Raw genomic sequence first — 17,097 nt, forward strand, 5'->3', positions numbered from 1 at the left:
CTTTTACTCTTCTTAATAGAAGTAACTTTATTTTTTTCATCCTGATTTTCTACTATTATCTTTTTGGCAGTCTCTTTCTTTATATTTACCTTCTTAATATTTTTACTTATAGCTACCTTTTTCAACATAGGTTTTACATAGTCACTAATATCTATGTTGAATCTTCTTAATGCTATATCTATTAAGAAGATAATAAGAGATAATGCTATTAGTAAAAATGTAAGGTCTTTATAAGCTTTCTTTGCTTTTAACTCTCCTTTAAATACATCTTCTGGACTTTCTATAAAAGATGCTACTCCTTCTTTATTAAAGAAATCTAATAAATTATTTTTATTATCTTTTATATTATATTCTGGAGAGTATTGCATAGCATAAGCAGAATTCTGAGCAGTAACCATTTCTCCATCCTTTGTGGATTTAACATTTACCATGTAAACTCCACTATCCTTAAAATCAATGGACCCACTATATTTTCCTGGAGATATTGAATAAAGCTTAGTATCTACTTTTTCTCCATCTGGCCTTACTATGGTTGCTACGGTCTCTAATTCCTCAGTGTTATTTTTATCTTCAAAGTTTATATTTAGCTTATCCCCATCATTAGTAAAGGATATTATTGAATCATCCTCATTATAATTACTTATGGTGTAATTTATTATATTCTGCCAAAGCTTCAAGTTACCTTGCCAAGTAGTATAATTTTTTGACCACTTACCTGTTAGATCTGAATTCCATGCTACAGTTTTCCCAAGACCATACTGCCAAGCTGTAAGAATTGGGTCATCCTCATCACTTTTTAATATTCTTCTTGCTTTATCCTTCTCTGAAGCTCCCATATATCCAAGTAGATTTGGAAATCCTTCATTAAAACCTTTAATTATTGAATGATTAGAGGAAACTATAGGAGTAAACTCTCTATTATTTAAATATTTCTTTGTAGCCATCATGGTCTCTTTAGCAAAGATAGCTGGAATACTACTTGAGTCTGTTACTTCATAAAATCTTCCATGGCACTCCTTAGCAATACTTTCAAGAAGATTTCTATCGGAGTCTAATCCTACTGCAACTGTGGATACTGTTATTTCATTTTCATTTATTTCCTTTAATACAGGTTCATAGCCACTACTTTCAGCTTGTCCATCTGTAAGTAAGATTATATGTTTTATCTTTGCGTCACTTTCTTTTATAGATCTATATCCCTCATTTAGAGCTGGTAATATACTAGTTCCTCCATCAGCCCTTATGCTTCCAATGTCTGCTTCAATATCCTCTGGGTTATCTACCACTGTTCTTTCTACTACCCATTTATAAGAACCATCGAAGGTAAGAACTCCTATCTCGTCTTTTCCTTTTCTAAGAGATTTTAAGCTCCTTATAGCAGCTTCCTTTGCCATCTCCATTTTATTTATCCCATCACTACCTGCTGTCATACTTCCTGACTTATCTATGACAAGCATAAGGCTCATCTTAGGGATTTCTTTCTTACCCTTCATTTCCATATTTACTGGAAGTATTTTTTCAAGGGGAGTATCAAAATATCCTCCAAGGGCAAATGAATTATCTCCTCCTAAGGCTATATATCCTCCTCCAAAATCTCTTACATAACTTTCTATATTGGTCATAAATCCATTATTTAAATTTTCAGCTGAAACATTACAGGTTATTATGGACTTATACACCATCATATCTTCAAGGGTTCTTGGTGCTAAGTGAGACCTTATAACTTTATACTCCATTTGAGATTTTTTAAGAACCTCAGAGATTCCAACGCTCTCCCCCTCTTTGTCCTCTATAACTAATACCTTTGGAGTATCTGTTACATTTACAAAGGCAACTGCTTCATTGTTTCTTCTTTCATTATCTTCCTCTGGATCTAATACAACCTTATAAGATTTAAATCCTCCACTTGTTGCCTTATCCTTAAATACAAATCTATTGTCCCCACTTTGAAGATCTACACTTTCTTCCCCTATTTTTTCTCTTCCATTATATAAATGTAATTTTGACTTATTTGTAGTTGTACTATTTATATTTATAACTACATCAAACTCTTGTCCCATATTAAGTTTTTCTGGTATAGATAAACCTTCAACTGCTACTTCTTTTCCTAAATTCTTCTCAGATTTAACTACTTTAACCTCTATACCTTGTTCCTTTAAAGTATCTATGGTTCTTTGCCCAAGACCTTTATTTTCTTCCCCATCACTTAATATAACTAGCCTTTTTTTAGAATCATTAGGAAATAAGGATACTGCTGAATTTATGGCTCCTTCTATATTAGTGTAGCTCCCAAGAATATTTCCCTCTATTTTTTTAAAAGATGGCTCCTTAGATATAAAATTTTCTATTTGAGCATTTTCTCCAAAGGATATAACCCCAACGAAATCCTTACTTCCTTTACTTTCTAAAGATTCTTCTACAAACTTTTCAATATCTAAACGGTTTGAATAAGTAGAATCTGATGAATCTAAAAGAAAAATTGTACTTACTTTATCTACATCCCAATAAAGTTTAAATCCACTTAAGGAGAATATCAAAAGAATTATTATAATTGACCTTATAACTATCCCCTGAATTTTCTTATCTCTATCTAAGCTTTGGGAGAACATTGCACATATTATAACTAGAGCTATAAGAACTGGTATAGCTAAAAGTATATATGGATTTCCTATTTGTATCCCCATAGTTCCTCTCCCTTCGTGTATACAAACCATTCAAACATAAGTATTAATAATATGGCTATTATTAAATAACTCTGTATGCTTCTTGAAACTCTTATATCTATTTCATTATTTGTTATATTATTAGCTTCCTCTCCTTTAATTGAAATATTACTTTCTTCCCTAGGAAAGTTAACTACAAAATTATATCTTACATCCTCCTCATCTACTCTTTGTGTAACTTCATATACTCCAACTTCTTCTCCTAGTATATAGAGACCCTTATTAATATCTAAATCTATAGTTTTAGAGGAAGGAGTTTTTACTTTCACCTCTTTTGCTCCACTATTAACATCTAGGCTTATCTTCTCTCCAGCATAAAAACTTCTTTTACTCATAAAGTTTCTATCCATCATATATGAGACTAAATTATTCATAAGTATAGGAAACTCTGGTTTTAAAGGTAAATCCGTATTATGCAAGTCAAACCCTAAAACCCCTATCTTTCTCCCATTCTCCATACCTACAAACCCTAATGTGTTATTGTCTGAGGTGAAAATACTCTCTCCCCAATGGGGCTTTTCTAAAGTATTATATTTAGACGCAATAAAAGAAGACTTACTCATAAATTTAGTTATATTATGATTATCTGGCCTATACTCTTGTCCCTCATAAGATCCACTTAGCTTAAAAAGTTTTGTATCATCATCTGGATCTATGAATAGAGCATTTATATCATCATTAATAGTTCCAGGAACCTGTCCATCAAAAATATATAAATCATATCCTTTTGGTATATCATCTATATCCTTTCCCTTGTAAACCTCTATATCCTTAAGTCCACTTAATGCCTTCTCTAGGAATACATTCTTATCTGTAAAAAGCATAACCTTAGAGGCAGTCTTACTTTTAAACACAGAATATACTCTATTATCCTCATCTAATGAATCCTTCTTACTTATTTCAGCCCATAAAGTATTATAATTATCCTTGAAGTCATCAAAATATATATTTTTAGTTTCTCCCTTTTTAACATCTATGGTTTTTACATCTATAAGCTTTTCATCTCCATAAAGACTTACATCTGTTGTTTCATCCTCTGCTCCATAGTTTATTATCCTAGCCATAACCTTTATAGCTTCTCCCTTTTGAGAGTTTGATATAAAATCTAAAGCTAGATTATCAGATGATTTTGATGGATTAATCACTCTTCCTTTTAAGTCTTTAAAATCTATATTCTCATCACTTATGGCTACTATATTATAAGTTTTCATCTCATTACTTAAGGATTTTAAAAGAGAATATGAATTTCCAATATCTCCTTTTTCATTACTAGGTTCTAATGCCTTTATTTTTGCTAATACCTCTCCCTTATCTCTTGATGCTGATATTTCTACCTTATTACTTCCTCCGCTAGATATAAGGGTTATAGCTGTGGTCTTAGATAAGTCTTTTACTATGTCAGAGGCATGGTCCTTTCCTAAGTCAAATCTAGACTTTCCATTACTATCTACTGCCTTCATACTTCCTGAAGTATCTATAATTAATATTAAATCCTCTTCCCCTCTTCCTTTCATAGACATATAGGGATTTGCTATAGATAATATTAAAAGTAATATTAGAAGGAACTGTATAAAAAACAGTATATTTTTTCTTAATTTATCAAAGGGTCTTCTTGCTTCATTATTTCTTATAACTTCCTTCCATAGATAAAGACTTGGAACCTCTTCCTCTTTAACCTTTTGTTTTAAAATATACATTAATATAAATAGGGGTATGGATAATAAGAACCATAGGCCTTTTGTATCAGCTAACGTCATATTATCCCCTCCTTAGTAAAATTCTCAAAGATTACTTTATCTAAAGAATCCTCTGAATTTATTTGAATATAATTTCCTCCTGATTTCTTCACCTTATCTTTAATATGAGAAATAAAAGAATTAAGCCTCTTATTATATGCTTTTATAACCCTTCCATTAAGGCTTACTATTACCTTCTCCCCTGTCTCACTATCCTTTAAAGTAAGTTCTCCATTAAGTTTTGGTCTTAACTCTTCCTCATGGAGAACATGCAAAAATAAGATTTTCTGCTTTCTGTACATAAGATAATTTATAGCTTCATCTAAATTATCCTTTAGAAATCCATCAGTTATAATTATGGATATTCCTTTACTACTTATGTTTTTTCTTTTTAATGAGTAAGCGAGTTCACTCTCTCCCTTAAATTCCGTTTCTTTTAAAAAGTCTATAAGGCTATTAAACATCCCTTTTCCCATATACTTAGGAGATGCTATTATCTCCTTATTTACCATTTTATTTACACATACTCTATCTAGATTATTTAAAGCTATATAGGAAAACACAGCACTAAGCCTTAGTGCCATTATTCCCTTAGACTCCTCCTTAAACCCCATAGACTTACTACAGTCTAAAAATATATTTACAAAAGCCTCCCTTTCCTCCATAAAAAGCTTTATAAAAAGCTTCTCAAATCTTCCGTAGGCTCTCCAATCTATTCTTCTAAAATCATCTCCATGAACATATTCTCTAAAATCTGAAAACTCTACAGAACTTCCTTTACTTTTAGACTTACGCCCCCCAAGTGCACCATCATTCATAATCAAGGAGGAATGAAGGGCTATCCCTTCAAGTTTCTTAAAAAAATCACCATCAAATATTTTCTCATTCATAACTCTACTCCATTTGGCTTTTCAGAATTTCCTCAATTATATCTTCAGTCTTAATCCCATCTGCTAAGGCATCATAATTTAAGAAAAATCTATGTCTCAGTGCAGGATATGCAACATATTTAATATCATCAAAAGCTACATTATATCTTCCCTCCAGGGCTGCCTTAACTTTAGATGTAGCTATTATAGCTTGGGCCGCTCTTGGACTTGCTCCATATCTTATATATTTTTTACTTATTTCTGGTGCATTTTCATACTCATTATGAGTAGCTAGCACTACCTTTAATGCATATTCTTCCACTGCCTCTGACATTGGTATCTTCTTTAATATTTCTCTTATTTTTAATATTTCATCTCCACTTAAGACCTTTTCTATATCTTCTCCCTTAGAGTTAACTGTTATATTCATTATCTCCTTTAACTCTGAAAGGTTCGGAAAAGGTACATATAGCTTAAACAAGAATCTATCTAGCTGTGCTTCTGGAAGAGGATAAGTCCCATCCATTTCAATAGGGTTTTGAGTGGCTAATACCATAAAAGGTTCCTTAAGATTATAAGTGTTATTCCCTGCTGTTACTGTATGCTCTTGCATAGCCTCAAGAAGAGCAGACTGAGTTTTAGGAGTAGCTCTATTTATCTCGTCTGCTAGCACTAAATTTGAAAATATAGGTCCCCCTTCAAACTGAAACTTACTATTTCCCTTCTCATCCTTTACTATGATATTTGTACCAACTACATCTGCCGGCATTAAATCTGGTGTAAATTGTATTCTTGAAAAGTCTAAATCCATTACCTTAGATAGAGTCTTTACTAACTGAGTCTTCCCAAGACCTGGAGATCCTTCTAATAAGATATTACCCCCTGTAAATATTCCTATTAGCACCTGCTCTACTATATCCTTTTGCCCTATTATTGCCTTTCCTACTTCTTTCTTTACCTTATCTATCTTATCTAAAACTTCCTTTATATTTTTTTCTTCAATATTCATATTTATGTCCCCCTAATTTTAATCTTCTAGAGAAGAAAAATAAGATTTTATGAGATCTTTCATTCCCTCCGGTATATCAAAATCTTCTATATCCTCCATAGCCTTTTCACTATATTCCCCAATAACTTCATTATAAGGGATCATTTCTCCTAGAGACCCTACCCCTCGTTTATCTGATAAGGAACTTTGACCTTTTCCTTTATTATTTATTTTTCCATTTAAAATTTCTTTTTCTCCCTCTCCGCCTATCCTACTGGGCTTAAATACCTTCTCATATTCACCTTCTGACCCCTGACCTGGTGATTTATTGGATATGCCTGATCCATATTCTGAGATGCCTTCACTTCCATTACCACTACCAGATCCTGCTCCACTACCAGTTCCTGATCCTTTTCCTGATCCACTACCAGCTCCTGATCCTTTTCCTGCTCCACTGCCTGATCCCTTTGATGATCCTAATCCTGCTTTATTTCCTAAACCATTACCTATAGCTGCAGCCATTCTTTCATTTCCATCATCCTCTAAAGCGCTTTCTAAAGAGGCAAGACTTTTAGTTAACTCCCCATCATCTCCCTCAGATAAACTTTTAGATAAGGAATCTAAAGCCTTTGCTAAGCTCTCATTATCAACATTTTCTCCTTCTCTTAAGTCCTTAGAGATCTTTTCTTTCTCTTCCTTTGAAAGTTTTTCTAAATCACTCTTTAATTTATCAAGAGCCTCTTTCATCTCTTCCTTATTATTATTTTTAATAGCACTAGCTAAATCCTTTGTTGAATTATTCTTATTAAACTTATCATATAGAGCATTAAGTTTTTTCTCTGAATCCTTTTCTAATTTTTTTAAGGATTTTTCTACTGCCTTTGCTATATCTTTTTCATTCTCCGCTTCCTTTATATCCTTCTTAAGATCTGATAACTGAGCCATTAGCTTTTCTCTTTCTATCTTTGAAAGCTTCTTATCCTCTTTTATCTCTTTCTCTAACTTTTCTACTTTTTTTATCTCTTCTTTTTTATCCTTATTCAAAGCATGTATCTCTTCTGCTATCCTTTCCTTAGAATTAGGGATAATATAAGAAAATCCTAAAATAAAAAATAGTGATATTGCAATATATACATACCTTTTATTAGGTTTTAGAGAAATACCTTTTTTATACTGAATATTTCTAAGTCTATCTAAGGTATCTTCCACTAATAATGAGCTATATGGATTACTTGAATCCACCTCAATAGAGGATATTACTCTCTCTTTAAGTCCTAATGAATCAATAACCAGTGCTACCTTATTATCTCTTGGAATCTTATATAAAGAATATATAAATGCACCCATTATTGATACCCCTAATATATATAGTCCATAACTAAAAGGTCTATATATAGGCATAACCCTGGCTATTAAAGAGATTATAAGTGTTAGTAATAAAGTTACTATCAATGCCCTAATAAGATTCTCTATAAAAATTTTAAGAAATATTCTCTTTTTTGCTCTTTTTAAAATAAGTTTTATTGCTAATAACTTACTCTCCAACTTCACTCCTCCACATAATACACTTTAAAAGAATAGCTAGTGAATATCATTTTTTATTTATGAGTATCTGATAATTAAATCATAGTTTTAGTGATGTCACCATTAATAATCTATGTATTTATATCTCACCCAATATACTTATCTCTCTTCACTAACTACTTCTCTAATATGCTAATTTATTTTATTTTTTCTTTAACTTCTTCTTTATAACTTTTCTATTTCTAGGGTTTATTTTATATGAACTTAATCCTATTAAAGTTGCTGATATTCCTATATTTATCATCATGTTTATATGCCAAAGCTGTAACCCCCCACTACTCACTTCAAGACCAGGCATAATTCTTCTAAAGCTCTCTCCTAGTTGATCATACATTAAAGATATAAAAGCTATTCCTGGGTTCAAATAATGGATCCAAAAAGTTCCGTTATATTGCTGATTATTCATCATATATTCTGGCATAACATATATCCTTATATAGAAAAAAGCTATAAAAAATATTACTACATAAAAGAATATTATGGTTACATAAGACATTACATTGGAAACTGTTGTCTTTTTAAATATAGTAGAAAAGAATACTCCCATACTTCCAAGAGTAATGGTTATTACTAAATAGAATAAAAATAACTTCATAATATCTAAAAATCCGATTCCTCCAAATACAAATACTAAAGATAATATAGGTATTGAAGAAACAATGAGAAGTATTACTTGGCTTAAGGAAGCGCTGAGCTTCCCTAAGATTATAGAGCTATATCTCATATCTGTACTTAGTAATATATCTAAAGTCTGTTTTTCTCTCTCCCCCGATATAGCTCCTGCCGTTAATGTGGGTGCTATAAGGGTAATAAGCCCAAATTGTATCCCCGATATAACTGCATATATCATAAATAAACTTTTAGCGCTACTATCACCGCCAGCTGCCTTAAGAACAAGATAAGCTACTGCCATTAAAACTAAATTGTATATAAATATGGTTACTGGAGTCCTCCATCCTCTCATTCTCACCTTAGTTTCTTTAAGTAAAACTGGATTTATATTTAAACTCTTCATAACTACGCCTCCTTTGTAACCTTTAAGAATATATCTTCTAAGTTACCATCTACCTCTGAGAATGAAACTAAGGGTACTCCACCTACAACTAATTTATTGAGTATTCTACTTAAAGTTTCTTCATTTTCATTAGATAAGAATTCAATTTCATTGCTAGTTTCCATAGTTATTATTTCCTTTATATCCGTTTCCTCTTTTAAAAATCTCTCTGCTAAATCTAGATTATTTAATACTTTTAATTTAATTTTCTTACTTCCATAAACCTTAAGCATTATTTCATCAACAGTTCCTGTAACTACAAACTTTCCTTTTTCTATAATCCCAAGACTACTACAGAGCTCTGAAAGCTCTGATAATATATGAGAACTTATTATTATAGTCTTCCCCATAGATTTTAATGTTTTTAAAATCTCTTTCATCTCTATCCTAGCCCTTGGATCCATTCCCGATGCTGGTTCATCTAACACAAGAAGGTCCGGATTATGAACAAGACTTCTAGCAAGACAAAGCCTTTGCTTCATACCTCTTGATAAGGAATCTACATAAAAGTTTCTTTTGTGGGTAAGGTCTACAAGCTCCAAAAGATCATTACATACCTTTTTTGCTTCTATTCCCTTTATTCCATATATGGAAGCATAAAATTCTAGGTACTCCGTAACCTTTAGGTCATCATATACCCCAAAGAAATCTGGCATATATCCTATTTTCCTTTTTAATACTCTTGAATTTTTAAGAGCATCTATATTATCTACATAAACTTCTCCTGATGTGGCATCTAAAAGTCCACATATTATCTTCATAGTTGTACTCTTTCCTGCTCCATTAGGTCCCACAAATCCGAATATCTCACCCTTTGGTATTGTTAAACTTAAGTCATCTACTGCTTTAAAATCTCCGTAATACTTACATAAATCCTTTATCTCAAGCACCTATTTCACCTTCCCTTTTATCCCAACTGACGGTATATCACTATATCCATTATTTAAGTCAATCTTTATCTTAAACTTATTATCCTTCAATATATTTTTTAAACCTTCTCCAGTAAATGTAATACCGTTAAGCTCTTTCCAATCATTATCCTTATTATCAAAATAGGTTATAACAGTATTAGGGTCCTTATTTGAAATAGCAGCTACCATAAGATCTGATACTTCAATGTTGTCTTCTATATTATAAGTAATGATTGAACTTCCATATCCATGAACTGAATGATTTCTTTGATCCATCATAACGCCTTTTTCATTCTCTGCTTCAAACTTTACCATTCCCTCTGGATAATATACATTTCCACTATCATCCTTAAAAGATATCTCTCCTGCTGTCTTTATAATCGAAAGTTCATCAGTATTAGCCTTAGAATCGTTTAAACTAATATCCCCTAAAAATTTATCCTTAGTAAAAGCTATTATCATACATTCATCTATATTATTTCCCATGTTATATCTAAATAGAGTTTCCGTCATCATGCCCTTTTTAAAGTTTTCTTGATTATTATTTTTGCTAAAAGGTCCTCTGCTGTAATAATCTCCAAAGGCACTCTGTGTAAACTCATAATAATATCTTATATTTGTAGGTTTCTCTAAGCTCTTCTCTTCTCCCTTACTTAAATTCCCAACATTAAAATATCCTGAAGGAGTAACTACAAATACTGATTCTAAATCTAAGCTTGTATTATTTTTAATGGTTCCCTGAAGCTTCCCTCCATTAAACCCCAACTTAGTATCTATTTTCCCAACCTCCACAGCATTAAGCTCAGTTTTAAACATCTTATCTGCTATTAGGTTTTTATTCTTAAAAACTAGGTCTGAATCATTTAAAACTTCCATATCTATATTTTTATAGTCTACCTTTTTAGATTGATCTCCTCCTGGAAGAACTACTGGTATTAGCTTATTATCCTTATATGAAACTTTGAAGTCCTCTTTGCTTGTATCTAATAATTTACCGTAGCTATCTCCACTTAAAATTCCATTATCATTAAGATTTAATACAGAAGCTACATCTAAATCTACACTATTGTTCTTAGCTATAACTAAAGTTGAATATATTATTAATGAAAATACTAAAGATGTTACTGGTACTGTTATCCACATAAGTTCTCTCTTATCAAGTTTCTTAAGAACTATATAACTTACTGGTGCTACTAAAATTAAATATATTACAAATATTACTTTTAAAATACCTTGTTTTTCCTCAGGAACTATTCCTTCTCCTCTAAGAACTTGCCTTATAGACCAGAAATCTCCTTCCCTATTACTATATCTCTCTTTAGAAGCAGTTATAGTAGAGTAAGTTTTATATAAAATCTCTTCATTATACTTAAAATCAGATACAGGACTTATTCCAAAAGAAAAACCTGCTAGTACAACTTTACCTTCACCTTTGTTTATATATTGGATAATTGGATTTCCCTTATCTTCTACTAGTACTTCCTTACCTTCAAGATTCATATTAGCTATTCTTAGCTTTAACTCATCAGTACTCTTTCCATCAGTTATAAATTTTGATAATTTATCTGTTGATATATCCTCTACCTTCTCAACCTTACCCTTAAGAAAATCATCCTTAAATATTCCTAAGGTTTTTTTATAGTTATCCCCTGTGCCAATATAAAGAATTCCTCCACTATTAACCCAATTTTTTATAGCTTCATATTGGTTAGACGAAAGCTTAGATGTATCAAAATTTTCTATTAATATAGTGGTAAAATTATCTAAAACCTCCGACTTTTCAGGGAAGTTCTTTTCATTAAATCCTATAATTTTTCCCTTTATCGTACTATTTCTATTTTCTATGTTAGGAATTTTATTAAAATAAGCTATGCTGTTAATATCATCACTTAAAATCCCTATTAAAGGATCTTGCTTATATGTAAACTTAAAATCCTCATCATATACTATAGAATCTTTATTTTTAAATACCACCTTGTAATTATGATTTTTGTTAGTAAATACATCTATAGTAATATCTTTTTCTGATCCCTTTGACATACTAAGGTCTTTTTTATATGAGATAGCCTTATCAGTATCCTTTACTAAAACCACCTCAACACTACCTTGTATGTCCTCTCCTAAGTTTTTAATTTTTATATTAACTGGCGTTATATTAAAAACCTTAGCTTGTTTATCAAAACCACTACTTATATCAACCTCTAAATCCTTTGCCAAAGCTGACTTAAAGGGAAATACTATCATATATGAAAGCATAATAAGTAATATAAATTTTAGTCCCCTTAACTTTTTCATTTAATTCTTCTCCCCTCATTAACTTTGTAATTATTTACATTTTAATTATATCATAGCAATTTTATCTCTTCTAATTAAAGCTTTCTTAAAATTCTTAAGACTTTCTTACAAAGATAACCATACAAATTAAATGTGTGGTTTTAAAATCATCTTATATTTAATATTTTTTATATAGAATATATCTTAAAAATGCATAAATAAAAAAGAAAGAAAACTAAGTGTTGCTTAATTTTCTTTCTTAATATTTTTACTATCTAACTTGACTTCCTGTTGGTAATTCTCCTGGAATAGATACTGTAAATAGCTTAGAATCATCATCTGTTGATGCTGCAAGTATCATCCCTTGAGATAGTTCTCCTCTTAATTTAACTGGCTTTAGGTTAGCTACAAGCACAACATACTTTCCAATTAAATCTTCTGGCTTATAATACTGAGATATTCCTGAGATTACTTGTCTTTCTTCTCCATTTAAATCTATCTTTAATTTTAATAGCTTCTTTGCCTTAGGTACTGGCTCACAGTGTATTACCTTAACCACTCTTAAATCAATCTTATCAAAATCATCTATAGTTATCTCTTCTTTTAGAGGCTGCATAACTGGTTTCACCTCTTCCTTAGCTGCTTCTGCTTTTAAAGTCTCAAGCTCATTAAGCTTAGCTTCTACATCTATTCTTGGGAATATAACCTCTCCCTTATTAACCTTAGCTCCACCTTGAGTTCCATCAAAGGCAGCTAAGCTATCCCATGTAGCTACATCTACGTTTAATTGATCCTTTATCTTTTCAGAAGTAGAAGGTAGGAATGGAGATACTAGTACAGATATAAATCTTAAGCTTTCAAGAAGGTTATATAATACTGTTCCTAGTCTTTCTTTTTTATCTTCATCCTTTGCAAGTATCCATGGAGTTGTTTCATCTATATATTTATTAGCCCTTCCTATTAAAGTCCATATATGAGAAAGTGCTTCTGGAATTTTTAATTCATTTATAGCACTTTCCACATTTTTAGGAGTAGCTAAAGCAAGATCTATAAGTTCTTTGTCTATCTCTTCCTTAACTAAAGGACTTTGTATTACCCCTCCAAAATACTTATCTACCATTGCTATGGTTCTTGAAAGAAGGTTTCCAAGATCATTTGCAAGATCTGCATTGATCTTCTTTATAAATGTTTCATTATTAAATAATCCATCTGCTCCAAATGGTATTTCTCTTAATAAATAATATCTTACAGCATCTACTCCAAAATGATCTACAAGGACTACTGGGTCGACCACATTTCCCTTGGACTTTGACATCTTTCCTCCATCTACAAGAAGCCATCCATGACCAAATACTTGTTTTGGAAGCTCAAGTCCTAATGCCATAAGCATTATAGGCCAATATATAGTGTGGAATCTTAGAATATCCTTTCCTATTAAATGAACATCTGCTGGCCAATATTTTTCGTAAAGCTCTTTATTTTCACTTCCGTATCCAAGAGCTGTTATATAATTAGATAGTGCATCTATCCAAACATATACTACATGTTCCTTATCAAATTCTACAGGTATTCCCCAGTTGAAAGATGTTCTAGATACACATAGATCTTGAAGTCCTGGTCTTAAGAAATTATTTAACATTTCATTCTTTCTTGATTCTGGTTGTATAAAATCTGGATTCTCTTCTATGTGCTTTATAAGCCTATCTGAATACTTGCTCATTTTAAAGAAATAAGCTTCTTCCTTAGCCTTCTCAACTGGTCTTCCACAGTCTGGGCAGTTACCATTTACAAGCTGAGTTTCTGTCCAGAAGGATTCACATGGAGTACAGTATAATCCCTCATAAGAAGATTTATATATATCGCCTTGATCATAAAGCTTTTTAAATATGTCTTGAACTGCTTTAATATGATAATCATCAGTGGTTCTTATGAACTTATCATATTTTATATCCATAAGACTCCAAAGTTTTCTTATACCACTAACTATTTCGTCTACATACTCCTTTGGAGTTACTCCTTTTTCCTCAGCTATTCTTTGGATCTTTTGGCCATGTTCATCTGTTCCTGTTAAAAAGAACACATCATATCCTGCTAATCTTTTAAATCTAGCTAGAGCATCTGCTGCTACTGTTGTGTAGGTATTACCTATATGAAGATTTGCAGATGGATAATAAATAGGTGTTGTTATATAATATTTCTTTTTATGGCACATAATTATCTTCTCCTTATTCTTTTTAATAATATTATAATTTTTATATTCTTGCTCCATTTATAGAACTAATCTTCCTTCAGATGGTTTTCTTTCCACTATTTGAAGGTTAGATGAGTTAATCTAGGGCGTAGCAACTGTTATCCCTCACCTTTTAAGAGGATGGGGAGTACAGCTTATAGCCATCAGATAAAACAAAGAGCTTAATATCAAAGTTATACTTAACTTTAGATAAAGCTTAAGTATATATAGAGAGAAAACATATCTCTTTATGTATATTACTAGAGTGATATATGTAATAATTAAAACATATATCCTCACTTATTGAAGAAGTAAAATAAAAAATCTCTATGTAGAAATAATCTACATAGAGACGTATATACGCGTTACCACTCTAATTCATGCTTTTGTTACCAAAAACAACTCAATAAGTGACCTCCTTATCATAATTAAATGATAGGGAATTTCTCACCTTACATTTTAACGGTTGTATCCGTACCTTTCTAAGGAATGTGTCCCTCAAAAGATATGCTCCAAGACCATATTCATAAAACTTCTAGTCACTGGCTCTCACCAATTCCAGCTCTCTTTAGACCTTCCATAATACTACTCTTCTCTTCATCGCACTATTTTAATAATTAAGTTTATTAATTCCATCATATGAAATTAATAATATTATGTCAATATATATTTTAACCTATAATTTATCTTTTAGCCATAAAAGCTTCTATTTCTTCAACAGTTTTTATTATGTCCTTAGAAAGATTTTCACATCCATCCTTAGTTACGACTACATCGTCTTCTATTCTTATGCCTATACCTTCTTCTTCTATATAAAGACCTGGCTCTACTGTAAGTACCATGCCTTCCTTAAGTATTACATCACGTCTGCCTACATCATGAACATCTAAACCTAAATTATGACTTACTCCATGATAATAGTATTTAGAAAGTTCGCTTTCTTCCTTTATAAGTCCTATTTCCTTTAAACCTTCCCCTAGAACCTTCTTAGTTACATTATTTAAGTCCATAAATGGAACTCCCGGTTTTATTGCCTTTATAGTTTCAAGCTCTGCTTTTAATACTATATTATAGATTTGTTTTTGTCTTTCAGTGAATTTTCCATTTACGGGGAAGGTTCTACTAATGTCTCCACAATAATAATTGTTTTGAGCACCTAAATCAAATAATATTAGATCTCCATCCTTAAGTTCATCATCATTGGAAACATAGTGTAGCACCGTAGCATTCTTTCCTGACGCTGCTATAGTATCAAAGGCTACCTCTTTAACTCCATTCATGTTAAGAACAAAGTTAAAATGAGCTTCTAGTTGATACTCTTTGATTCCAGCCTTACTATTCTTCATTAAGGCTTCTATTCCTTCTTTAGTTATCTCTATTGCTTTTCTTATTTCCTTTATTTCATCCTCATCTTTACATACTCTAAACTCACAAATCCTGTTATAAATATTTTTTATATTTACATAAGGATATTTATCTTGAAGCTTTTTTGCAAAATCTTCACTATAGCTTGTTACATCCTTAAATCTATCTCTTTCTAAATCTAAATTTATATTATATATATCACTAACTATTGAAGAGTGAACATCTTTTTTAAAATTTTCTAAGTATCTTATATCCTCAATTCCTGAAAGAGATTTTGCTTCCTCCTTAGAAATAGTCTTTCCAACCCACTTTTCCATAACTGGATCAGCTTTCTTTATATATAGACTTTCAATAACAGCTCCACCATGTTTTTTCACTGCTACATAAATAACACTATCCTCATCTATCCCAGTTAAATAGTAAAAATTTCTGTTAGGAGTAAAAGCATACTCTTGATCAGCAGATTTTTTCTTAGGATGACCTGCAAATAATATTATCATTTCCCCATTATCTATAGTATCAATTAAAGCCTTCCTATGTCTTATAAAAGTATCTTTATTCATATATAGCCCGCCTCTCTTTAAAATCTTTATAGTAATAATTGTACTTTAAATGCGTATTTTTATCCATATTTTTGAACAAATTATTAAAGAATAGATTTTATATATATTATTAGTTGACAACTATTATTATTTAATATAAAATAAAAGCATAAAATCAATTTATTGATTTATCCCTTTTTACAAGAGGAGAATTTAGATATGCTTGATGATGTTTTAAGGTTAGATAATCAGCTTTGCTTTGCAATATATGCATGCTCAAAAGAAATAATAAGGTTATATAGACCTTATTTAGAACCCCTAAATTTAACATACACTCAATACATTACTTTACTGGCCCTACTGGAAAAGGATGAGGTTTCAGTAAAGGAACTTGGAGATAAACTTTATCTTGACTCAGGTACTCTAACACCCCTACTTAAAAAGTTAGAGGAATATGGTCATATAACACGTACTCGTTCTAAAGATGATGAACGTAAGGTAGTTATAAGACTTACTGAGAACGGTAGATCCCTTAATGAGAAGTTTAAAGACATCCCAAATGGTATCTGCTGTGATACTGGATTATCTTCAGATGAGATATCAAAGCTGAGAGAGCAGATAAAGTATGTTCTAAATAGTATTAAAAATAATTGATTCCATTTTGATTCCCCTATACATTTTATCCCCTAAAATGTATAAAACGGCAGTGTCCCCCACTGCCGTTTATTTATTTTTTGTTTAAAATTAAAAGGGCTGTGTCATTAAGAAATCTAACCACAATGTGTTGTCTTAGAATTTAAAAATCTAATACAATATCCTGT

At 31.2% G+C, this 17,097-nt stretch carries 11 protein-coding genes and 1 other annotated feature; of the genes, 1 reads left to right on the forward strand and 10 read right to left on the reverse strand.

The window, feature by feature from the left end; translation table 11 throughout:
- The 10 genes from AB2369_RS04220 to AB2369_RS04265 all read right to left on the reverse strand — a co-directional run.
- A partial coding sequence (locus tag AB2369_RS04220) for a VWA domain-containing protein (RefSeq protein WP_367665230.1) occupies window positions 1–2,684 on the reverse strand: 2,684 nt, incomplete at its 3' end.
- Window positions 2,669–4,480 carry a BatA and WFA domain-containing protein gene (locus tag AB2369_RS04225; protein WP_367665231.1) on the reverse strand — a complete coding sequence of 604 codons (1,812 nt, stop codon included), beginning with the start codon at window positions 4,478–4,480 and terminating at the stop codon, window positions 2,669–2,671. The genes AB2369_RS04225 and AB2369_RS04220, both read right to left, overlap by 16 nt.
- Complete coding sequence (locus AB2369_RS04230; RefSeq protein WP_367665232.1) at window positions 4,477–5,349, reverse strand: DUF58 domain-containing protein; 873 nt, start codon at window positions 5,347–5,349, stop codon at window positions 4,477–4,479. The genes AB2369_RS04225 and AB2369_RS04230 overlap by 4 nt, the downstream gene beginning before the upstream one ends.
- 4 nt (window positions 5,350–5,353) lie before the next feature.
- Window positions 5,354–6,337 carry an AAA family ATPase gene (locus AB2369_RS04235; RefSeq protein ID WP_367665233.1) on the reverse strand — a complete coding sequence of 328 codons (984 nt, stop codon included), beginning with the start codon at window positions 6,335–6,337 and terminating at the stop codon, window positions 5,354–5,356.
- 18 nt (window positions 6,338–6,355) lie between these two features.
- A complete protein-coding gene (locus tag AB2369_RS04240; RefSeq protein ID WP_367665234.1) occupies window positions 6,356–7,861 on the reverse strand; it encodes a hypothetical protein in 1,506 nt (501 codons plus the stop codon).
- A gap of 181 nt (window positions 7,862–8,042) precedes the next feature.
- On the reverse strand, window positions 8,043–8,915 hold the full coding sequence (locus tag AB2369_RS04245; protein WP_367665235.1) for an ABC transporter permease: 873 nt from the start codon (window positions 8,913–8,915) through the stop codon (window positions 8,043–8,045).
- A gap of 2 nt (window positions 8,916–8,917) precedes the next feature.
- Complete coding sequence (locus tag AB2369_RS04250; protein WP_367665236.1) at window positions 8,918–9,844, reverse strand: ATP-binding cassette domain-containing protein; 927 nt, start codon at window positions 9,842–9,844, stop codon at window positions 8,918–8,920.
- Window positions 9,845–12,160: a hypothetical protein gene (locus tag AB2369_RS04255; protein ID WP_367665237.1), complete on the reverse strand. Its 2,316-nt coding sequence runs from the start codon at window positions 12,158–12,160 to the stop codon at window positions 9,845–9,847.
- Window positions 12,161–12,410: 250 nt separating this feature from the next.
- The gene (gene metG / locus AB2369_RS04260) at window positions 12,411–14,408 is read right to left on the reverse strand and encodes a methionine--tRNA ligase (RefSeq protein ID WP_367665238.1); all 1,998 of its coding nucleotides are present in this window, start codon (window positions 14,406–14,408) and stop codon (window positions 12,411–12,413) included.
- A gap of 306 nt (window positions 14,409–14,714) precedes the next feature.
- Window positions 14,715–14,979, reverse strand: a binding site (T-box leader).
- A gap of 73 nt (window positions 14,980–15,052) precedes the next feature.
- A complete protein-coding gene (locus AB2369_RS04265) occupies window positions 15,053–16,297 on the reverse strand; it encodes an aminopeptidase P family protein (RefSeq protein ID WP_367665239.1) in 1,245 nt (414 codons plus the stop codon).
- A 198-nt stretch (window positions 16,298–16,495) separates the two neighbouring features.
- Here AB2369_RS04265 and AB2369_RS04270 point away from each other — a divergent pair, with 198 nt between their 5' ends.
- Window positions 16,496–16,930 (forward strand): MarR family winged helix-turn-helix transcriptional regulator, encoded by a 435-nt coding sequence (locus AB2369_RS04270; protein ID WP_367665240.1) that lies wholly within the window; start codon window positions 16,496–16,498, stop codon window positions 16,928–16,930.
- Window positions 16,931–17,097: the final 167 nt, after the last annotated feature.

The organism is Clostridium sp., assembly GCF_040797585.1.
In the GTDB taxonomy this organism is placed as follows: Bacteria; Bacillota; Clostridia; order Clostridiales; family Clostridiaceae; genus Clostridium_Z.